Genomic DNA, 18,672 nt, shown 5'->3' on the forward strand with positions numbered 1-18,672 from the left:
GGCGCGTCCGGGACGGCGGCCCGCGCCGCGCCGGCGGTCTTCCGTCCGGTCCGACCAGTCGGTACGTTCCTGCTGCCCGGGGCGCGCCGTCGCGGTCCGGGCTTTCCGACGTCCGACGGAGGGCCCATGTCCGAGCACGAGGTACGAGTCCACGGTCACTGCGAGCCGCGCTTCGCGGCGGTGCGGGCGGCGTTCGAGGAGAACTTCCGGGAGCGGGAGGAGCTGGGCGCGGCGGTGGCCGTCACCGTGGCCGGCGAGACCGTGGTGGACCTGTGGGGCGGCTGGGCCGACCCGGCCCGCACCCGGCCCTGGGAGCGGGACACCCTGGTCAACGTGTGGTCGACGACCAAGGGCCCGGTGGCCCTGTGCGCGCACGTGCTCGCCGACCGCGGCCTGCTCGACCTCGACGCGCCGGTGGCCGCGTACTGGCCGGAGTTCGCCGCGGCGGGCAAGGAGAAGGTCCTGGTCCGCCATCTGCTGTCGCACCGCGCCGGACTGGCCGGGCTGCGCGAGCCGCACTCGCTGGCACAGCTCTGCGACTGGGAGCTGACCGTGCGGCGGCTCGCGGCGACGGAGCCCTGGTGGGAGCCGGGGACGCGGTCCGGGTACCACGCGCTGACCTACGGCCATCTGGTCGGCGAGGTGGTGCGGCGGGTGTCGGGGCTGCTGCCCGGGGCCTTCCTGGCGCGGGAGGTGACCGGGCCGCTGGGGATCGACTTCACCATCGGCCTGCCGGCCGAGGACGCCGGCCGGGTGGCCGAGCTGGTGCCGCCCCCGGTCCGGCAGGGCGCCGGACAGGCGGAGCTGTTCAGCCGGCTGGATCCGGCGGCCGTCGCGGCGCTGACCAATCCGGTGGTGGGCGCGGCGGGCGCGAACACGCCCGAGTGGCGGGCCGCCGAGATACCGGCCGCGAACGGCCACGGCACCGCGCGGGCCGTCGCCGCGCTGTACGCGGTCTTCGCGGGGCGCGGTGCGTACGGCGGCCGCCGCCTCCTCTCACCGCAGGCGGCCGAGCGGGTGCGTGAGGGGCAGGGCAGCTGCCGGGACCTGGTGCTCGGCGCCGGGTTCCGGCACGAGACCGAGGTCGGGCTCGGCCTGTGGCTCAGCGGGCCGAACGGCTCGTACGGACCGAACCCGCGGGCTTTCGGACACGACGGGTTCGGCGGCTCCTGCGGGCTGTCCGACCCGGAGGCGGGTGTCTCGCTGGGCTACACGATGAACCGGATGGGGCCTCATATCGCCGACGACCCGCGGAAGATGGCGCTGATCGACGCCCTGTACGGCGCACTGTGACGGGAGGGGCGCCGGGACGCGTTCCGGCCGAACTGCCGCCCCGCCCTTCCCTGCTGGTTTAGACCAATGGTAGATGTGGTGGCGCAACGAGCCCGCACGGCTACGGAACGTCATCACCAGGAGGCGCGGCATGGCCCGCACCACCCCGCACGACCATCCGCTCGGCGGAGGAACGCCCCTCTACCGGCGGATCGCGACGGAGTTGCTCGACGAACTGCGCGACGGAACCATTCCGCCCGGCGAACGGCTCCCCGGCGAACGGCAGTTGGCCGAACACTTCGGAGTCAGCCGGGAGACCGTGCGACAGGCGCTCCAACTGCTGCGCCGCGACGGGCTGGTCGCCACCGACCGGCGGGGCAGCCACGCCACCCTGCCCGGCCTGCCGAGGGAGACGCCGGCCTCCCTCGGCTTCCCGGTCGGTGCCCGGTGCGCCACCCGGGGCGCGGTGGCCCGGGCCACCGTCGCCTGGGAGACCCCGCCGCCCGGCCACGCCGAGGCCCTGGGCGTGGCCCCGGCCCGGCCGACGCTGGTGCACCGTTACTGGTCCGCGTCGGCCGACGGGCGGGAACTGCGGACGGCCGTGACCTCGTTCTCCGCCGTGGCCCTCGCGGAGGTCGAGGAACTGGCCCGCTACCGCGAGCGCGCCGACGGCACCGCCGCCGCGGAGCTGCGGCGGGCCTACGACTGGATGCGCCGGGCGGGCCTGACCCTGCACCACCGCGACACCATCACGCGGATCGCGGGGACCCCGTCGGTGCGGGTCACCCGGCGGGTGCACGACCAGTACGCCCGGCCGCTGGAGATCACCGAGCTGCTCGTGGACGCCCAACAGGACGCGTTGGTCTACGAGTTCACCGTACCGGCCGCGGTCTGACCGGACCGGGGACCGCCGGGCGGCCCACGGCCCCGTCACGCCCGCACCGCACGGGTCCGGCGGCCGACGGCCGGTCGCGGGAGGGGTTCCGGAGCACCACGGCGGTCCGGTGCCGGCCGGGGTCGGGAAGTGACCGGTCGGCGGGCGGTCAGCGCCGCGCGACGATCAGGCGCACGCGCGGACTGCCGTCCCGCCGCCGTCCGAACTCGGGCAGGGCGTGGAACTCCACCCCGAAGCCCGCCCGGGCCAGTTCGCGCCGGACGTCCCCGAAGCGGAACGCCCGGTAGTACATGACGAACGGCGGACGCTTGACCGCGTTGCGCAGCCGCATCACCGCGTCGAAGCCCAGCAGCGCGCCGTACGCGACCGAGCCCGGCCGGGGCGGTGCGACCACGGGGAAGACGAAACGGCCCCCCGGCCGCAGCACCGAGTGCACCTGCGCGAACAGTCCCGGCAGCTCACGCGGCAGGAAGTGCCCGAACGCCCCGAAGCTCACCACCAGGTCGAAGGCGGGCCGGAACGGCAGCGCCCGCGCGTCCGCCCGCACCCACGCGACCGGCTGCCCGGCCCGCCCGGCACGCTCCCGCGCGACGGCCAGCATGCCGGCGCTGAAGTCCACACCGGTGACGCTTCCCCGGCAGACCCGCCTCAGCACGCCGATGCCCGCGCCGGTGCCGCAGCACAGGTCGAGCCCGGCGCCGAAGGGCCCCATGCGCCGCAGCGCCGAGGCCGTGGCGTCGAGCACCGAGTCGGACGTGCGGAAGGGGGTGCGGTCGAACTTCGGCGCGAGGAGGTCGTAGCCGTGTTCCACCGACGACAGCGCCTGGACGGCGAGTTCGCGCAGGCCGGGGCCTTCGGGACCGAACACCGGATCACCCCTGGGGAACCCGCTGCCGCAGGACCGCCAGGACGCGCTCGCACCAGCGCAGGTTCTCCTCCTCGAAGGCGATCCCCGCCATCAGCGTGAGGTACGGTCCGATCCGGTCCGCCTCCCGCAGGTAACGCTCCTCCGGGCGGCCGTCCAGCAGTCGTTCGCGCACCCGCGCGTAGCGGGCGAGCTTGCCGCGCGCCCACGCCATCCTCTCCTCGACCAGCGCACAGGTCGCCCCGGGGTCCGCGTCGTCCATGGCCTGGATCTTGATCAGCAGTTCGTCGCGGACGGTGGTGGGCCGCCGGGGCGGCGCGGCGGCGAAGCCGCGCAGGTCCTCGCGGCCGGCCGCGGTGAGGGTGAACATCCTTTTGTCCGGACGCCGTTCCTGCCGGACCACCCGGGCCTCGACGAGTCCGTCCCGGGTCAGTCGCTCCAGTTCCCGGTAGAGCTGCTGCGGGGTGGAGGCCCAGAAGTTGGCGAACGAGACGTCGAAGACCTTGGACAGCTCGTAACCCGAGGCCTCGCCCTCCAGGAGGGCGGCCAGGACGGCGTACTTGAGGGACATGTGGACACGTTAACAGCGGATGACTACTCTCATACGCACCTATTCAACTAATTGACTATGGGGGTTGCGATGCAGGCATTCCGGAAGGCGGTCGAGGCCGGTGACCTCGACGCCGCCGCGGCGCTGCTGGCGCAGGACGTCGTCTTCACCAGCCCCGTCGTGTTCAAGCCGTACACCGGCAAGCCGGTCACCGCGGCGATCCTGCGGGCGGTCGCGGACGTCTTCGAGGACTTCCGCTACGTGCGCGAGCTCGCCGACGCGAGCGGCCGCGACCACGCCCTGGTCTTCACCGCGCGCGTGGGCGACCGCGAGATCGAGGGGTGCGACTTCATCCACGTCGGCGACGACGGTCTCATCGACCGACTCACGGTGATGGTGCGCCCGTTGTCGGGCGCACAGGCACTGGCGGCGGCCATGGGGGCGCGGTTCGAGCGGATCGCGCGGGAGGCGCAGGAGCACCCGGCCTGAACGGGCACGGGCGAGGGCTCACGCACGCCCGGCGTGCCGGTGCCCGCACATCGCCCCTCGGCACTCCGCACACCCCGGAATCCGGGCCCGCCGGTCGTCACCGGCGGGCCCTTCTTCCTTTTCCCGGCCCACACCACCGCACCGGGTGGTACGCTGCGAGCAGCACCCGTGGCACGCCCTGTTCGGGCGCCGGTGCCGATTCTTCCCGGGTTCCCCTTCGGTTCGCCGACCCGCCCGTCGTTCCGACCGGCACACCGGCTTTCCCCACCACCTCGTCGGCAGGGCCTCTCCCGCCGCGACCGAGGTGCTGTTCCCACCGCCCGGAGGCGCGCGTCCGCCCTCCCCGCGCGGTTCCCACCTTCCCACCGCACGCTCCCGCCCGTCGTCCACGAAAGGACCGGCCCTCATGACCACCACCGCACTCGACCACCCTCCCGTCCAACAGCGGCCCCGGCTCGTCACCGGCGTCCTCGACATCGACGCGGCCGGGAAGGGGCACCTGCGTGCCGAGAACTGCCTGCCCTCCCCCGCCGACCCTCCCGTCTCCCCCGCGCTGCTGCGCCGGTACGGCCTGCGCAAGGGCGACCGCGTCGAAGGCGTCCTCGGCGACCGGCGCGGACCGGCCGAGATCACCCGGGTCGACGGCCGCGCGCCCGACGCACTGCGCGGCCGTCCGCACTTCCGGGACCTGACCCCGCTCCACCCGCACGAACGGCTGCGCCTGGAGCACCCGGCGTCCGGGGCGGCCGGGCGGGTCGTCGACCTGTTCGCGCCGGTCGGCAAGGGGCAGCGCGGGCTGCTCGTGGCCCCGCCCAAGAGCGGCAAGACCGTCCTCCTCCAGCAGCTCGCGGCGGCCGTCGCCGGCAACCACCCCGAGTGCCGGCTGATGGTGGTGCTGCTCGACGAACGCCCCGAGGAGGTCACCGACATGCGGCGCTCGGTGCGCGGCGAGGTCTACGCCTCGACCTTCGACCGGCCCGCCGGGGAGCACATCGCCCTCGCCGAGCTGGTGGTCGAGCGGGCCAAACGGCTCGTCGAGGCGGGCGAGGACGTCGTCGTGCTGCTCGACTCGCTGACCCGGCTGTGCCGGGCGTACAACAACGCGGCCGCATCCGGTGGCCGCACCCTCAGCGGCGGCGTCGACGCGTCCGCGCTGGCCGGGCCGAAGCGGTTCTTCGGCGCGGCCCGCCGGACCGAGGAGGGCGGCTCGCTCACGATCCTCGCCTCGGCCCTGGTGGAGACCGGCTCCCGCGCCGACGAGTTCTACTTCGAGGAGCTCAAGAGCACCGGCAACATGGAGCTCCGGCTCAGCCGCGAGGCGGCGTCCCGCCGGCTGTTCCCCGCCGTCGACATCGGCCCCTCCGGCACCCGCCGCGAGGAACTGCTGCTCGCACCCGACGAGTTGGCCGCCGTACGGGGCCTGCGGCGCGTTCTGCGCTCCCCGTCCCGTGACGGGTGGGCCGCCCTGGAGACACTGCTGGGGCGGATGCGCGAGACCCCCGACAACGCGACGTTCCTGCGGCACGTCCGGCCCACCCTGCCCGGCGGCTGACACCGCGGCGTGCGGCATCCGGGTGCTCCCGGACGGTCTCCGGCCGGGGCAGCGCGGTGTTCCGGGCGTCCCTTCCTACGTTTGCGGTATGACTATCGGATTTGCTTCGCGGGCTGCCACGTCCACCTGCGCCCTCTGCACGGCGGGCCTGCTGGCGCTCGCACCCGCCGCGGCGACCTCCGGCACGAGGGAGGATCCCGGGCCGCGGCCCGGGACCGGGCCGCGGGCGGGAACACCACCGGCCTCCCTGCTGTACCGGTCCGGCACGCACGTCCGGCCGCACGCGGGGGCCCCCGAGGTCCCGGAGCTGTCCGCCAAGTCGTGGCTGGTGGCCGACGCCGCCACCGGCACGGTGCTCGCGGCGCACGACGCGCACCGCAGGCTGCCGCCCGCCAGCACCCTCAAGACCCTGTTCGCCCTCACCGTGCTGCCGGTCCTGCCGGCCGGCATCCGGCACGAGGTCAGCGAGCGGGAACTGGAGGGCATCGGCGCCGGCAGCAGCCTCGTCGGAGTCGCCGAGGACCGTACGTACCGGGTGTCGGACCTGTGGAACGGGGTCTTCCTCAGCTCCGGCAACGACGCCGTGCGGGTCCTGGCCTCGCTCAGCGGAGGCTGGCGGGCCACGGCCGAGCGCATGCAGGCCAAGGCCCGCGCCCTGGGCGCCCGCGACACCCGGGTGAAGTCGCCCGACGGCTACGACGCGCCCGGCCAGGTGTCGTCCGCGTTCGACCTGGCGGTGTTCGGCCGGGCCGGGCTGCGCAACCCCGAGTTCGCGCGGTACTGCGCCCGGGCCGAGGCCTGGTTCCCGGGCCGTGACGGCGACCCGTACGGGATCCGGAACACCAACCGGCTGCTCACCGGGGCGGACGGCGTCGAACGCTACCGGGGGCTGATCGGCGTCAAGAACGGCTACACCAGCAACGCCGGTCACACCCTCGTGGCCGCCGCGCGCCGGGACGGGCGCACCCTGGTGGTGACCGTCCTGAACCCCCGCTCGGGCGGCCCGCACGCGGTGTACGAGGAGGCGCGCTCGCTGCTGGACTGGGGGTTCGAGGCGGCCGGGCGGGTCGACCCGGTGGGCTCGCTGGACGCCCTGCGGGCCGGTCCGCTGCCCGGGCAGCAGGTGGAGCCCGCCGCGGTTCCGGTGGCACGGAGGGACGACGGCCCGGGCCGGCCGGTGTCCTGGACGATCGTCGGTGCCGCCCTGCTCGGCGGTGCGGGCGTGGCGCTGTTCCTGCGGCTCAAGTGGGGTCCGGTGCCGACGGATTGAGCGGCGGAACGCCGGGCGGAGAGGGCGGTGCCGGCCACACCCCCCTTCGGAGGGCCGACGTCGTCCTGCGCCCGCGAGACCGTTCCCGTGCCGGAGCGCGTGGCCGGTTCAGCGGTGTTCACGGACGTCCCTCGTCCCGGGCGACGGCCGGAACCGGCTGAGCGTCGCCCCCCAGGGCGCCGGGCCGGACTTCCTGCACCGCCCCGGGCAGGCCGGGGAGCCGTGCGCGAGGCCGGCCGACGGGCCCGGGCGACGCGCGCTACCCCCACACCGCCCCGGCCAGCGCCACGCCCGCGAACGCCGCGCCCAGGCCGGCCGCCACGCTCGCCGCGACGTTCACGGCCGCGTAGCGGCGGGCGCCGGCCTCGGCCAGGCGGAGGGTCTCGTAGGAGAAGGTGGAGTAGGTGGTCAGGGCGCCGCACAGACCGGTGCCGAGCAGCAGCTGGAGGCGGGGACCCGCGGCACCGGCGGCCACCGCGCCGGTGAGCAGGCCGAGGACCAGGCAGCCGGCGACGTTGACCGTGAAGGTCCCCCAGGGGAAGACCGAGTCGTGCCGGGACTGCACCGCACGGTCGGTGAGGTGGCGCAGGGGTGCCCCGACCATGGCGCCCAGGACCACGTACAGCCAGTTCACCGCGGCTGCCCGCCCTTCGGGTCCGTCGCGCCGGGGCCGTCGCCGCCACGGCCGGGGCACCGGACGACCCCGCAGTGGTCGAGGGTCACCAGCCCCTCGGTGACGAGCCCGTCGAGTTCCGGCAGGAAGGCCCGCACCCGCTCCTCGGTGTCGACGACGACCGCCACGGGAAGGTCCTCGCTCAGGGACAGCAGCCGGGAGGTGTGCACGAGGGAGGAGGTGCCGAAGCCCTCGATCCCGCGGAACACGCCGGCGCCCGCGAGCCCCGCCGCGTGGGCCCGGTGGACGATCTCCGCGTACAGGGGCCGGTGGTGCCGGGTGTCGTTCTCGCCGACGAGGACGGTCAGCCGCAGGGCCCGGCCGGTCGGTCGCGTCACGGGCGCCTCCCCCTCAGCGCACGGCGGGCCGCCGAGGCGGCCGTCCACACGGCGGCGAGCGCCGCGAGCGGCGTTGCCGCGAGGTACCCGAGACCGGCACCCGCGTGACCGCCGACGAGCAGGTCCCGGACGTCGACGGCGTACGTCGAGAAGGTGGTGAAACCGCCGAGGACGCCGGTGCCGAGGAAGGGGCGGACCAGCGGATGGGCGGCGCGGACCTCGGTGATCACCACCATGAGGACGCCGATCGCGGCGCAGCCGACGACGTTGACCCAGAGGATCGTCCAGGGGAATCCGCCCGCCGGCGCCGGCCACCCCAGGGAGGCCGCGTAGCGGGCCGCGGCTCCCGCTCCCCCGCCGAGCGCCACCACGGCGACGACGGGGGCCTGGGTCCGCCGGGCGGGGCGGGCGCGAAGGCCGTCGGTCTGCGGGGCTGTCACGGTCGTGCGTCTCCTCCTCGCTCGGCGGCCCGGACGGGCGGGCGCGCGCCTTCACGAGCAGGGACCGTCGGCGGCACCGGTGCCGCGGTTCGGGTGCGGCGGGCCCCACCGCCGCGCCGCGAGCGCGGGGTCGCGGCCGGGAACCAGCGTAACGCCCGGGGCCGGACGGGTCACTCCGGGCGTCACCAGCCCTTCTCGAACAACCGCGCCACCTCGGCGATCCGCACCTCGTCGCGCCGGTAGTACAGGCGGCCGGCGCCGCGTCCGGTGCGCAGCAGGCCGAGGGCCGCGAGCAGGCGGAGGTGGGTGTGGGCGACCGGGTGGGGCAGGGCGAACCTGGTGGCCACGGCGTCCACCGTGGCCCCGCGCTCCGCGGTACCCGGCTCCTTCAGCCACGCCAGGATGCGCAGTCGTGTCCCGTCTGCGGGAGTCCTCGGCATCGTGTCCACCTCCGCCCCGGGCTTCCTCTCCCCGGGAGCGCCTCCACTGTCCCGCGACCGGGGCCCCCGTGTCCCGGGCCCCGGAAGCTTGTCCGGGACCCGACCGCGACGGTGCGGCCGGGCCCCGGGGACACGGGTCCGGCCGCGGCCGGACCTCACGGTCTCACCGGTGGCGGAACCACGCCGTCGCGGGCAGCGCGCGGTCGTCGTAGCCGAACAGCGCCTGGTTCTCCCAGCCGTTGCCGGAGGACGGGTCGGCCGGGTCCCAGCCGTTGCCGGTGCGGGCGGTCCAGGTCGCCTCCCAGGAGAAGACGCCGAGGCCGAGGCCGTTCGGCACGGCCTCCACGATGCTCGCCACGTCGTTCATCCAGCGGGTCTGCCCGGCCGTGGACGCCGGGTAGCCCGGGACCAGCTCCTCGGCGCGGTCGATGATGTTCTCGTGCGCGTCCTCGCTGTCCAGCCGGAACGGGTAGGCCGTCTCGGCGACGAAGACGGGCTTGCGGTAGCGGGCGGCCGCGTCGTCCAGGGTGGTCTGGAAGTCGTGCAGCGTGCCGTGCCAGTAGCCGTAGTACGACAGGCCGATGGCGTCGAACCTCACGCCGTGGGACACCGCGTTGTCGAACCACCAGCGGGTGCCGTCGAGGTCACCGCCCTCGGCGAGGTGCAGCGCGGCGACCGTGGAGGGGCTGACCGCCTTGGCCGCGTCGTAGCCGGAGTTGAGCAGGCCGGCGAGCTGCGGCCAGTTGTCGGTGGAGCCCTCGTTCCACAGCATGCCGCCGTTGATCTCGTTGCCGATCTGGACCATGTCGGCGGTGGTGCCCTGGGCCTTGAGTGCGCTGAGCACGTCGTACGTGTGGTCGTACACGTCCTTCTTCAGCTGCCCGTAGCCGTGTCCGGCCCAGGCGGCGGGCTTGGTCTGCTTGCCCGGGTCGGCCCAGGAGTCCGAGTAGTGGAAGTCGACCAGCAGCTTCATGCCCCGTGCCTTGACCCGCTTGGCCATGGCCAGGACGCGCGCCTTGTCGTTGTAGCCGTCGGCCGGGTTCACCCAGACCTTCAGGCGGGCGTAGTTCATGCCGGCCGACCTCAGGATCGCGACCGGGTCGCCGGCGGTGCCGGAGGCGGTCCGGTAGACCCCGCCCCTGGCCTCGCTCTTGGGCAGGGAGGAGATGTCGGCGCCCTTGACGGACAGGCCCGAGGTGCCCGGGGCGAGGGTCAGGTCGTCGACGTTGATCCAGTTGCCCGCGTTCGCGTCGCTGGTGACGCTGACGGTGCACTGGTTGTTCGTCACCCTGACCGGTACGACGATCCGGATCCACCCGCCGGCGGACACCGGCAGATCGGTGCGCTGTTCGGCACCACCGCAGTTCTTCAGGGCGAGGTGGGCCGCGTTCTGGCCGCCGCCGGAGCGCACCCAGGCGGTGAGCCGGTAGTTCCCGTTGGCGAGCCCGGACAGGTACTGGTACGTCTCGACCTTGTAGGCCGAGGACGACCAGTGCGACAGGCGGTGACCGCCGCTGCGGCCGCCGGGCTCGGAGAACGAGGCGCCGGTGTCACCGTACTCGGACCAGCCGTTCGGGGTGGCCGCGCCCGAACCGCCGTCCTCGAAGCCCCCGTTGGTGAGTGTGCTCGCGGCCGTCGCGGCCGGGGCGGGCAGGGCGGTGAGGGCGAGTCCGGCCACGAGCGGCGGCAGCAGGGCCCGGAGCGTGCGTCTGGGATGGAACATGATCGTCCGTCGTCCCTTCGACGTGGGGAGGGGGATGCCCTGGCGCCCGGAGGGCGAGGGCCCCCTCCGCCCGCGGCCTGCGGTGCTCACACGGGCGGAGGGGAGTGGGGGGAGCCGCGGCTCAGCCGTCGAGCCGGACGACCCGGACGGCTCCGGCCGGGACCGCGAGGCGGCCCGCGGCGCGTTCGCCGGTCAGCAGCTCGGTGCCGGTGGTGTCCAGCGGCACCTCGGCGTCGCCGGCGGTGTGGTTGATCGCGAACAGGAAGGTGCCCGACTCGCCGGTGCGGCGCACCACTTCGACGTCGCGGGGCAGATCGGCGCGCGGGGTGAGACGCGTGTCCTCGATCGCCCGCCCGAGCAGGGCGTCCAGGCCCTCGGCGCCCAGGCGGGTGGAGACGTACCAGGCGGTGCCCTCGCCGAGGCGGTGCCGGGTGACGGCCGGGCGCCCGGCGGTGAGGCCGTCGGCGTAGGCCCAGACGGTCTCGGCGCCGCGCGGCACCACGAACTCCGTCCACACGTCGGCGCCGAGTTCGGAGCCGTCGGGGCCGGTCAGGCGCACCCGCTCGCCCGTCTGCAGCGGTGAGAACTCCTCGACGGTCAGGCCCAGGACGTCGCGCAGGGCGCCCGGGTACGGGCCCTCGTGCACGCCGTCGTGCTCGTCGACGATGCCGGAGAAGTACGACACGACGAGGGTGCCGCCGTCCTCCACGTACGCGCGGAGGTTGTCCCCGGCGGCCTCCGTCATCAGGTACAGGGCGGGCACGACGACCAGGGGGTACTCCGACAGGTCGGCTTCCGGGTGGGCGAAGTCGACGGTGAGGTGACGGTCGTAGAGGGCCTCGTAGAAGGCGTCGGCGCGCTCGCGGGCGTCGTGGTCCTCGCTGGGGCGCCAGTCGAGGTTCTGCGCCCACCAGGAGTGCCAGTCCCACAGCACCGCGACGTCGGCCTCGGTGCGGGTGCCGCGCAGGGACGCCAACGCGTCGACGGACGCGCCGAGCTCCACCACCTCGCGCCAGACGCGGGTGCCGGTGCCGCCCTGCGGCAGCATCGCGGAGTGGAACTTCTCGGCGCCGCGCCGGGACTGGCGCCACTGGAAGAACATCGCGCCGTCGGAGCCGCGGGCCACGTGCGCGAGGGAGTTGCGGGCCATCTGGCCGGGTGCCTTGGCGGGGTTGCGGGGCTGCCAGTTGACGCCCGAGGTGGAGTGTTCGAGCAGCAGCCAGGGGGCGCCGCCGGCGACGGAGCGGGTGAGGTCGGCGGCCATCGCGAGGTTGACGTGGGTGCGGCGGCCGTCGGTGATCAGGTAGTGGTCGTTGGTGACGAGGTCGACCTCGCGGCCCCAGGCCCAGTAGTCGACGGAGTCGCACTGGCTGAGGGCGGTCATGAAGTTGGTGGTCACCGGGACGCCCGGGGACAGGCGGTGCAGGATGTCCCGCTCGGCCGTGAAGTTCTCGCGCATGGTGGCGTCGGCGAACCGCCGGTAGTCCAGCGCCTGGGCGGGGTTGCCGACCGTCGGGGTCAGGCGCGGCGGGTCGATCTCCTCGAAGGAGGCGTAGCGCTGGCCCCAGAAGGCGGTGCCCCAGGCCTCGTTGACGGCGTCGACCGTGCCGTACGCCGCGGCGAGCCAGCGGCGGAAGTGGGCGGCGCAGGAGTCGCAGTAGCAGGCGGACACGGGGACGCCGTACTCGTTGTGGACGTGCCACATCGCGAGCGCGGGGTGGTCGCCGTAACGCTCGGCGAGCCGGGTGGTGATGTCCGCGGCGGCGGCCCGGTAGTCGGTGTTGCTGTGGCAGATGGCGCCGCGGGAGCCGAACGCGAGGCGCACGCCCTGAGCGGTGACGGGCAGCGCGTCGGGGTGGGCGCGGTAGAACCAGGCCGGCGGCACCACGGTGGGCGTGCCGAGGTCGACGCGGATGCCGTTCTCGTGCAGCAGGTCCAGGACGCGGTCGAGCCAGCCGAAGTCGTACGCGCCGGGCGAGGGCTCCAGCAGGGCCCAGGAGAAGATCCCGACGCTCACCATGGTGACACCGGCCTCCCGCATCAGCCGGACGTCCTCCTGCCAGACGCTTTCCGGCCACTGCTCGGGGTTGTAGTCCCCACCGAAGGCGAGCCCGGTGAGGCCCCTGGGGGTGGTCTCCGGCATGGATTCTCCCGATGTACTCGATCAATTGTGAACGTACACACACCTTGGCGGCGCTGCGAAGCCAACATAACCGCACAGCAACAACCATTGACAAGTGTCCGGGATGTTTCTCTACTGTGAACGCTCACAGAAGCATGGCAGGTCTCCGCAGCGGGCGGGGACCCCAGGTCAGGGGAGAGTTCCATGCCGTACACGAAGCGCCGTCGCCTCGTGAGTTCCGCCGTCGCCGTCGCGCTCGGCGCCACCGCACTCGCCGCCTGCGGCTCGTCGTCCGACGACGGCGAGGCGCAGTCGGGCCCGGTCTCACTGACGTACTGGACCTGGGCCCCCGGCATGGACAAGGTCGTGGACCTGTGGAACAAGGGGCCGGGCAAGAAGGAGCAGATCGAGGTCACGGTGAAGAAGCAGGCGTCCGGCGACACGCTGGTCACCAAGATCCTCACCGCGCACAAGGCCGGCAAGGCGCCCGACCTGGTGCAGGCGGAGTACCAGGCGCTGCCCACCCTGGTCAGCAACGACGCGCTCGCCGACATCGCGGAGAACGTGGGCGACGTGAAGGGCAAGTTCGCCGACGGCGTCTGGCAGCAGACCACGCTCGGCACGGACGCGGTCTACGCGGTCCCGCAGGACATCGGGCCGATGATGTTCTACTACCGCGAGGACCTGTTCGAGAAGTACGACCTGGCCGTGCCGGCGACCTGGGACGAGTTCGCCGAGACCGCGCGGAAGCTGAAGAAGGCCGCCCCCGACAAGGACCTGACCACCTTCTCCGCCAACGACTCCGGCCTGTTCGCGGGTCTCGCCCAGCAGGCCGGCGCGCAGTGGTGGACCACCTCCGGGGACAAGTGGAAGGTCGGCATCGACGACGAGGCGACCCGGAAGGTCGCCGAGTTCTGGGGCGGCCTGGTCGAGGAGGGCGCCATCGACAACCAGCCGATGTACACCCCGGCCTGGAACAAGGCGCTGAACACCGGCAAGCAGATCGCGTGGGTGAGTGCCGTGTGGGCGCCGGGCACGCTGACCACGGCCGCGCCCGACACCAAGGGCAAGTGGGCCATGGCCCCGCTGCCCCAGTGGTCGGACGGCGAGAGCCGCACCGGCAGCTGGGGCGGCTCCTCCACCGCCGTGACCACGGACTCGAAGCACAAGGACGCCGCCGCGAAGTTCGCCGCCTGGCTGAACACCGACGGTGACGCCCTCAACGCCCTGGCCAAGGAGAGCGGCATCTACCCGGCCTCCACCTCGGCGCAGCTCAGCGGCGCCTTCACCAGCCCGCCGGAGTACTTCTCCAACCAGCCCGACTTCTACCGCAAGGCCGCCGAGATCGCGGAGACCACCGCGCCGTCCGCCTGGGGCCCGAACGTCAACGTCGCCTACACGGCGTTCAAGGACGCCTTCGGTGCCGCCGCGAAGAACAAGTCGGACTTCACCGCCGCCCTGGACACCATGCAGGAGGAGACGGTCGCGGACCTGGAGAAGCAGGGCTTCGGGGTCGCTCGGTGAGATCCGCAAGCCGGAGGTCGTACGGGGTCAAGGGGGCCCCGTACCTCTTCCTCGTCCCCGCGACCGTCCTGTTCCTCCTGTTCTTCGCGCTGCCCATCGGGTACGCGGTCTGGCTCAGCTTCCGCAAGGTGCAGGTCTCCGGGCTCGGCCTGGGGTCCGGCGCCCGGAAGGAGGTCTGGGCCGGCCTGGAGAACTACACCGGCGCCCTGTCCGACAGCGAACTCCTGGACGGTGCGCTGCGCGTGCTCGGCTACGGCTGCATCGTGGTGCCGGTGATGCTGGGCCTCGCCCTGCTGTTCGCGCTGATGCTCGACTCCGAGAAGGTGCGGCTCGCCTCCTTCACCCGGCTCGCGATCTTCCTGCCGTACGCCGTCCCCGGCGTGGTGGCGGCCCTGCTGTGGGGCTTCCTGTACCTGCCGGACGTGAGCCCCTTCCACTTCGCGCTCGACAGGCTGGGCCTGCCGCAGCCGGACCTGCTGGACGGCGGCCCGCTGTACCTGGCGCTGTCGAACATCGCGGTCTGGGGCGGCACCGGCTTCAACATGATCGTCATCTACACCGCGCTGCAGGCCGTGCCTGCCGAGGTGTACGAGGCGGCGAAGCTGGACGGCGCCACCCCGCTGCAGATCGCCCTGCGGATCAAGATCCCGATGGTGGCGCCCTCGCTGGTGCTGACCTTCTTCTTCTCGATCATCGCGACGCTCCAGGTGTTCAACGAACCGACCACCCTCAAACCGCTCACCAACTCCGTGTCCACCACCTGGAGTCCGCTGATGAAGGTGTACCAGGACGCCTTCGGCAACGGCGACATCCACGCCGCCGCCGCGCAGGCGACCCTCATCGCGCTCGCCACCCTGGTGCTGTCCTTCGGCTTCCTGCGGGCCGCGAACCGACGCAACAAGCAGGAGGCTTCCCGATGAGCTCTCTCGCCCTGCGCGAGGCCGAGCCCGCGGCCGGCACCGCCCCCGGCACGGCCCGGGGCCCGGCGCGACGCCGCCGGATCGCGCTGGTCCCGACGCTGACGCTGCTGCTCGGCGCGCTCTACTGCCTGCTGCCGGTCGCCTGGGTGATCGTCGCGTCCACCAAGTCCGGCCGGGAGCTGTTCTCCACCTTCACGTTCTGGCCGGGCACCGGCTTCACCGGCAACCTCTCCGAGCTCAGCGCCTACCGCGACGGCGTCTACTGGCAGTGGATGGGCAACTCCGCCCTGTACGCCGGGCTCGGCGCGCTGCTGTCGACGTGCGTGTCGGCGGTCAGCGGCTACGCGCTGGCGACCTACCGCTTCCGGGGCCGCGAGACGCTGTTCAACGTGCTGCTCGCGGGCGTGCTGATGCCGCCGGTGATCCTCGCCGTCCCGCAGTACCTGCTCCTGGCGAAGGTCGACCTCACCGACTCCCACCTGTCGGTGCTGCTGCCGCAGATCCTCTCCCCGTACGGCGTCTACCTGGCCCGGATCTACGCCGCGGCCGCGGTGCCGGCCGACGTGGTGGAGGCCGGGCGGATGGACGGCGCGGGCGAGTGGCGGATCTTCACCCGGGTCGCGCTGCCGATGATGGTGCCCGGACTGGTGACGGTCTTCCTGTTCCAGTTCGTGGCGGTCTGGAACAACTTCCTGCTGCCGTACATCATGCTCAGCGACGACGAGAAGTTCCCGATCACCCTCGGTCTGTACACCCTGCTCGAGCAGGGCGCCAACACCCCGGCGCTGTACACGCTGGTGATCACGGGGGCGCTCCTCGCGGTGCTGCCGCTGGTCGCCCTCTTCCTGGTCGTCCAGCGGTTCTGGAGCCTGGACCTGCTCTCCGGGGCCGTAAAGTCATGACCATGAGCAACACGGGGGGCAGGCGCAAGCCGCCGACGATCCACGACGTGGCGCGCGAGGCCGGGGTCTCGCGCGGCACCGTCTCGCGGGTGCTCAACGGCGGCCACTACGTCAGTCCGGCCGCCACGGAGGCCGTCAACGCCGCGATCCGCAGGACGGGGTACGTCGTCAACCGGCACGCCCGCTCGCTGATCACCGGCCGTTCGGACTCGGTGGGCTTCCTCCTCACGGAGCCGCAGGAGCGGTTCTTCGAGGACCCCAACTTCAACGTCCTGCTGCGCGGCTGCACCCAGGCGCTGGCCGCGCACGACATCCCGCTGCTGCTGATGCTGGCCGGCACGGACGACGAACGGCGGCGCATCACGCGGTACATCACCGCCGGGCACGTCGACGGGGTGCTGCTGGTCTCCAGCCACTCCGGCGATCCCGTGGCCGAGGAGCTGCGGGCGGCGGGCGTGCCGCTGGTCGCCTGCGGCAAGCCGATCGGGCTGGGCTCGAAGGTGAGTTACGTGGCCGCCGACGACCGGGACGGCGCCCGTGACATGGTGCGGCACCTGCTGTCACTGGGGCGGCGGCGGATCGGCGTGGTGACCGGCCCGCTCGACACCCCGGGCGGTGTGGAGCGCCTCGCCGGGTACAAGGAGGTGCTCCTCGAAGCGGGCGTGGAGATCGACGAGCGGCTCGTCGTCCCCGGCGACTACAGCCGGGCCAGCGGTGAGGCGGGCGCGGAGCGGCTGCTGGCGCAGGCGCCGGACGTGGACGCCGTGTTCGTCGCCTCCGACCTGATGGCCCAGGGCGTGCTGACGGCGCTGCACCGCGCCGGGCGCCGGGTCCCGGAGGACGTCGCGGTCGGCGGCTTCGACGACTCCCCCGCCGCCGTCGCCGCCAGCCCGGAGCTCACCACCATCCGCCAGCCCTGGGACCGCATCAGCGCGGAGATGGTGCGGGTGCTGCTGGCCCAGATCGGGGGCGAGGACACGGCGGCGGTGATCCTGCCGACGGAACTGGTGAAGCGGGGGTCGACGTAGCCCGGAGTCCGTCGCGGGGTCCGTCCTGAAGTCCGTCGCCGTCCCCTCGGGTCGCGGACGCCACGAACACCGGGAGGGCCACGAACAGGCGGTCCTCCGCCGCGCGCGCCCGCTGCTCGGCGGTCCAGGCCTCCGCGCGGTCCCGGTCGACCGCGCCGGCCGAGACCGTGGCCCCGGCGAGCGCGGTGAGCAGCGGCAGGGCCTCCGGTCCGGTGAGGACGCTCGTGCGGACCTCGGCCGTCACCCGGTGGAACCCCGCGTCGAGGAGCAGGGCGCGGTGGGCGCGGGCGGCGCGGGGCGCGGTCACCAGGTCGGCACGGGCGTGCACGAGGGCGCGGGTGAGGGCGGGGTCGTCGGAGTCGATGACGACGGTGTCCCAGTCCTGGCCGGCCAGCACGACGCGGCCCCCGGGCGCGAGCACCCGGTGGGCCTCCGCCAACGCCCGTCGCGGGTCGGCCAGTTCGTGGAACACCTTGTCGGCGCGGTAGCCCTCCACCGAGTGGTCCGGCAACGGCAGCCGGTACGCGTCGCCGACGCGGAGGTCGAGGTGCGGCCGGCGGCTCCGTGCGACGCCGATCATCCGCGCGTCGCTGTCCACGCCCACGGCCGTCACACGCCGTGCGGCCAGTTCGGCGACGGCCCGCCCGGCTCCGCAGCCGACGTCCACGACGGAGGTGGCGTCGCCCAGCAACTCGTAGGTGAACGCCCGTAGTTCGGGCGCTCCCGGGAGTCGTTCGGCGGCGTCGAGGCGGGCGATCAGGTCGGCGGTGGGATCCGGTTGCTTGGTCATGCGGGCCAGACTGCGGGTTAATGCCGACATGAGGTCAAGCGAACCGAACGGCACCCTGGGCATCGGCGCTCTCGCGGAGCGTTTCGGACTGGCCCCGCACGTCCTGCGGTACTGGGAGTCGGTGGGGCTGCTGTCGCCCGCGCGGGACACGGCCGGACGTCGCGTGTACGGTGCCGGCGACGTGGTGCGGGTGGCGGTCGTCCTGCGCGGCAAGCGGGCGGGGCTGTCCCTCGACGCCATCCGCGCCCTGGCGACCGGCGGACCCGCCGACCGCCGGGCCGTGCTGCGGCGCGAGGCGGAGGAGCTGCGGGCCCGCGTCGCCGCCGCCCGGGACTCCCTGGCCCTGGTCGAGTGCGCGCTGCGCTGCGACCGCGAGGACATGACCGGATGCCGGCACTTCCGCGCGGTCGTGGGAGACACCACGACCGGCTCAGAGTAATTGAATACCGAACGATGTTACCGTTCGAGTATGGCAGCGGAGACGGCCGGGACCCGGCTCGAGGAGCGGTGGCGGGACATCCTCGCGGTGCACGCGCGCACCCTGGGCGAGATCGACCGCGCGCTGCACCCGTACGGTCTCGGCGCCTCCGACTTCGAGGTGCTCGACCTGCTCGCGACCGCGACGCCCGGGGAGGGCGAGCAGTGCCGGGTGCAGAACCTGGTGGGCCGGGTCCACCTCAGCCAGAGTGCGCTGTCCCGCCTCATCGCCCGGCTGGAGAAGGACCGCCTGGTCGAGCGGAGCGTGTGCGCGGAGGACCGGCGCGGCGTGTACGTGGCGCTCACGCGAAAGGGCCGCGACCTGCACGCCGAGGTGCTGCCGGTGCAGCGCGCCGCCCTGGCCCGCGGGCTGGGCGAGTAGGCGTACAGGTCGTCGGGGCC

20 protein-coding genes are annotated in these 18,672 nt (G+C 73.7%); 11 read left to right on the forward strand and 9 right to left on the reverse strand.

Annotated features, from left to right (window positions below):
* The first annotated feature begins 126 nt into the window (after nucleotides 1–126).
* Together FHS37_RS18265 and FHS37_RS18270 are read left to right on the forward strand one after the other, a co-directional pair.
* The gene (locus FHS37_RS18265) at nucleotides 127–1,293 is read left to right on the forward strand and encodes a serine hydrolase domain-containing protein (protein ID WP_184822461.1); all 1,167 of its coding nucleotides are present in this window, start codon (nucleotides 127–129) and stop codon (nucleotides 1,291–1,293) included.
* A 130-nt stretch (nucleotides 1,294–1,423) separates the two neighbouring features.
* Nucleotides 1,424–2,167, forward strand: a complete 744-nt coding sequence (locus FHS37_RS18270) for a GntR family transcriptional regulator (protein WP_184822462.1) — start codon at nucleotides 1,424–1,426, stop codon at nucleotides 2,165–2,167.
* 148 nt (nucleotides 2,168–2,315) lie between these two features.
* Here the strand turns inward: FHS37_RS18270 and FHS37_RS18275 are convergent, their stop codons facing one another.
* Together FHS37_RS18275 and FHS37_RS18280 are read right to left on the reverse strand one after the other, a co-directional pair.
* Nucleotides 2,316–3,035, reverse strand: a complete 720-nt coding sequence (locus FHS37_RS18275) for a class I SAM-dependent methyltransferase (protein ID WP_184822464.1) — start codon at nucleotides 3,033–3,035, stop codon at nucleotides 2,316–2,318.
* Nucleotides 3,036–3,039: 4 nt separating this feature from the next.
* Nucleotides 3,040–3,603 carry a PadR family transcriptional regulator gene (locus tag FHS37_RS18280; protein WP_184822466.1) on the reverse strand — a complete coding sequence of 188 codons (564 nt, stop codon included), beginning with the start codon at nucleotides 3,601–3,603 and terminating at the stop codon, nucleotides 3,040–3,042.
* Nucleotides 3,604–3,672: 69 nt separating this feature from the next.
* Here FHS37_RS18280 and FHS37_RS18285 point away from each other — a divergent pair, with 69 nt between their 5' ends.
* The 3 genes from FHS37_RS18285 (at nucleotide 3,673) to FHS37_RS18295 (ending at nucleotide 6,893) form a co-directional block, all read left to right on the forward strand.
* Complete coding sequence (locus tag FHS37_RS18285; protein ID WP_184822468.1) at nucleotides 3,673–4,071, forward strand: nuclear transport factor 2 family protein; 399 nt, start codon at nucleotides 3,673–3,675, stop codon at nucleotides 4,069–4,071.
* Between the two features lie 406 nt (nucleotides 4,072–4,477).
* Nucleotides 4,478–5,623 carry a transcription termination factor Rho gene (gene rho / locus FHS37_RS18290; protein ID WP_184822470.1) on the forward strand — a complete coding sequence of 382 codons (1,146 nt, stop codon included), beginning with the start codon at nucleotides 4,478–4,480 and terminating at the stop codon, nucleotides 5,621–5,623.
* An 88-nt stretch (nucleotides 5,624–5,711) separates the two neighbouring features.
* Nucleotides 5,712–6,893 carry a D-alanyl-D-alanine carboxypeptidase family protein gene (locus FHS37_RS18295; RefSeq protein WP_184822473.1) on the forward strand — a complete coding sequence of 394 codons (1,182 nt, stop codon included), beginning with the start codon at nucleotides 5,712–5,714 and terminating at the stop codon, nucleotides 6,891–6,893.
* Nucleotides 6,894–7,152: 259 nt separating this feature from the next.
* Here the strand turns inward: FHS37_RS18295 and crcB are convergent, their stop codons facing one another.
* The 6 genes from crcB to FHS37_RS18325 form a co-directional block, all read right to left on the reverse strand.
* The gene (gene crcB / locus FHS37_RS18300) at nucleotides 7,153–7,527 is read right to left on the reverse strand and encodes a fluoride efflux transporter CrcB (protein WP_184822475.1); all 375 of its coding nucleotides are present in this window, start codon (nucleotides 7,525–7,527) and stop codon (nucleotides 7,153–7,155) included.
* Nucleotides 7,524–7,904 carry a DUF190 domain-containing protein gene (locus FHS37_RS18305; RefSeq protein WP_184822477.1) on the reverse strand — a complete coding sequence of 127 codons (381 nt, stop codon included), beginning with the start codon at nucleotides 7,902–7,904 and terminating at the stop codon, nucleotides 7,524–7,526. The genes crcB and FHS37_RS18305 overlap by 4 nt, the downstream gene beginning before the upstream one ends.
* Nucleotides 7,901–8,344 carry a FluC/FEX family fluoride channel gene (locus tag FHS37_RS18310; protein WP_184822479.1) on the reverse strand — a complete coding sequence of 148 codons (444 nt, stop codon included), beginning with the start codon at nucleotides 8,342–8,344 and terminating at the stop codon, nucleotides 7,901–7,903. The genes FHS37_RS18305 and FHS37_RS18310 overlap by 4 nt, the downstream gene beginning before the upstream one ends.
* Nucleotides 8,345–8,526: 182 nt before the next feature.
* The gene (locus FHS37_RS18315; protein WP_184822481.1) at nucleotides 8,527–8,784 is read right to left on the reverse strand and encodes a helix-turn-helix domain-containing protein; all 258 of its coding nucleotides are present in this window, start codon (nucleotides 8,782–8,784) and stop codon (nucleotides 8,527–8,529) included.
* Nucleotides 8,785–8,947: 163 nt separating this feature from the next.
* Entirely contained in the window at nucleotides 8,948–10,507 is a 1,560-nt protein-coding gene (locus FHS37_RS18320) for a glycoside hydrolase family 53 protein (protein ID WP_184822483.1), read from the reverse strand.
* Between the two features lie 121 nt (nucleotides 10,508–10,628).
* Nucleotides 10,629–12,650, reverse strand: coding sequence for a beta-galactosidase (locus FHS37_RS18325; protein ID WP_184822485.1), 2,022 nt, complete (start codon nucleotides 12,648–12,650; stop codon nucleotides 10,629–10,631).
* A gap of 183 nt (nucleotides 12,651–12,833) precedes the next feature.
* Between FHS37_RS18325 and FHS37_RS18330 the strand changes: the two genes are divergently transcribed.
* Genes FHS37_RS18330 through FHS37_RS18345 form a run of 4 tightly spaced genes read left to right on the forward strand, consistent with a single transcriptional unit; the run spans nucleotide 12,834 to nucleotide 17,003 of the window.
* The gene (locus tag FHS37_RS18330) at nucleotides 12,834–14,153 is read left to right on the forward strand and encodes an ABC transporter substrate-binding protein (protein WP_184822493.1); all 1,320 of its coding nucleotides are present in this window, start codon (nucleotides 12,834–12,836) and stop codon (nucleotides 14,151–14,153) included.
* Nucleotides 14,150–15,073: a carbohydrate ABC transporter permease gene (locus tag FHS37_RS18335; protein WP_184822495.1), complete on the forward strand. Its 924-nt coding sequence runs from the start codon at nucleotides 14,150–14,152 to the stop codon at nucleotides 15,071–15,073. The genes FHS37_RS18330 and FHS37_RS18335 overlap by 4 nt, the downstream gene beginning before the upstream one ends.
* Nucleotides 15,070–15,975, forward strand: a complete 906-nt coding sequence (locus FHS37_RS18340; RefSeq protein WP_184822497.1) for a carbohydrate ABC transporter permease — start codon at nucleotides 15,070–15,072, stop codon at nucleotides 15,973–15,975. Before FHS37_RS18335 ends, FHS37_RS18340 begins: the two co-directional genes overlap by 4 nt.
* A complete protein-coding gene (locus FHS37_RS18345; RefSeq protein ID WP_184822499.1) occupies nucleotides 15,972–17,003 on the forward strand; it encodes a LacI family DNA-binding transcriptional regulator in 1,032 nt (343 codons plus the stop codon). The genes FHS37_RS18340 and FHS37_RS18345 overlap by 4 nt, the downstream gene beginning before the upstream one ends.
* Here the strand turns inward: FHS37_RS18345 and FHS37_RS18350 are convergent.
* Nucleotides 16,903–17,793 (reverse strand): methyltransferase domain-containing protein, encoded by an 891-nt coding sequence (locus FHS37_RS18350; protein ID WP_184822501.1) that lies wholly within the window; start codon nucleotides 17,791–17,793, stop codon nucleotides 16,903–16,905. The genes FHS37_RS18345 and FHS37_RS18350 overlap by 101 nt on opposite strands.
* Before the next feature lie 28 nt (nucleotides 17,794–17,821).
* Between FHS37_RS18350 and FHS37_RS18355 the strand changes: the two genes are divergently transcribed.
* Both FHS37_RS18355 and FHS37_RS18360 read left to right on the forward strand, forming a co-directional pair.
* A complete protein-coding gene (locus tag FHS37_RS18355; protein ID WP_184822503.1) occupies nucleotides 17,822–18,232 on the forward strand; it encodes a helix-turn-helix domain-containing protein in 411 nt (136 codons plus the stop codon).
* Nucleotides 18,233–18,262: 30 nt separating this feature from the next.
* Nucleotides 18,263–18,652 carry a MarR family winged helix-turn-helix transcriptional regulator gene (locus tag FHS37_RS18360; RefSeq protein WP_184822504.1) on the forward strand — a complete coding sequence of 130 codons (390 nt, stop codon included), beginning with the start codon at nucleotides 18,263–18,265 and terminating at the stop codon, nucleotides 18,650–18,652.
* Nucleotides 18,653–18,672: the final 20 nt, after the last annotated feature.

Origin of the sequence: Streptomyces griseomycini, from assembly GCF_014203535.1 — a bacterium.
In the GTDB taxonomy this organism is placed as follows: Bacteria; Actinomycetota; Actinomycetes; order Streptomycetales; family Streptomycetaceae; genus Streptomyces; species Streptomyces griseomycini.

Coding starts and splice junctions, on each gene's coding strand:
- FHS37_RS18270 (WP_184822462.1), top strand. CDS start 1,424: ATGGCCCGCACCACCCCGCACGACCATCCGCTCGGCGGAGGAACGCCC.
- FHS37_RS18320 (WP_184822483.1), bottom strand. CDS start 10,507: ATGTTCCATCCCAGACGCACGCTCCGGGCCCTGCTGCCGCCGCTCGTG.
- FHS37_RS18340 (WP_184822497.1), top strand. CDS start 15,070: ATGAGCTCTCTCGCCCTGCGCGAGGCCGAGCCCGCGGCCGGCACCGCC.
- FHS37_RS18315 (WP_184822481.1), bottom strand. CDS start 8,784: ATGCCGAGGACTCCCGCAGACGGGACACGACTGCGCATCCTGGCGTGG.
- FHS37_RS18265 (WP_184822461.1), top strand. CDS start 127: ATGTCCGAGCACGAGGTACGAGTCCACGGTCACTGCGAGCCGCGCTTC.
- FHS37_RS18325 (WP_184822485.1), bottom strand. CDS start 12,650: ATGCCGGAGACCACCCCCAGGGGCCTCACCGGGCTCGCCTTCGGTGGG.
- FHS37_RS18350 (WP_184822501.1), bottom strand. CDS start 17,793: ATGACCAAGCAACCGGATCCCACCGCCGACCTGATCGCCCGCCTCGAC.
- FHS37_RS18355 (WP_184822503.1), top strand. CDS start 17,822: ATGAGGTCAAGCGAACCGAACGGCACCCTGGGCATCGGCGCTCTCGCG.
- FHS37_RS18280 (WP_184822466.1), bottom strand. CDS start 3,603: ATGTCCCTCAAGTACGCCGTCCTGGCCGCCCTCCTGGAGGGCGAGGCC.
- rho (WP_184822470.1), top strand. CDS start 4,478: ATGACCACCACCGCACTCGACCACCCTCCCGTCCAACAGCGGCCCCGG.
- FHS37_RS18330 (WP_184822493.1), top strand. CDS start 12,834: ATGCCGTACACGAAGCGCCGTCGCCTCGTGAGTTCCGCCGTCGCCGTC.
- FHS37_RS18295 (WP_184822473.1), top strand. CDS start 5,712: ATGACTATCGGATTTGCTTCGCGGGCTGCCACGTCCACCTGCGCCCTC.
- FHS37_RS18360 (WP_184822504.1), top strand. CDS start 18,263: ATGGCAGCGGAGACGGCCGGGACCCGGCTCGAGGAGCGGTGGCGGGAC.
- FHS37_RS18285 (WP_184822468.1), top strand. CDS start 3,673: ATGCAGGCATTCCGGAAGGCGGTCGAGGCCGGTGACCTCGACGCCGCC.
- FHS37_RS18345 (WP_184822499.1), top strand. CDS start 15,972: ATGACCATGAGCAACACGGGGGGCAGGCGCAAGCCGCCGACGATCCAC.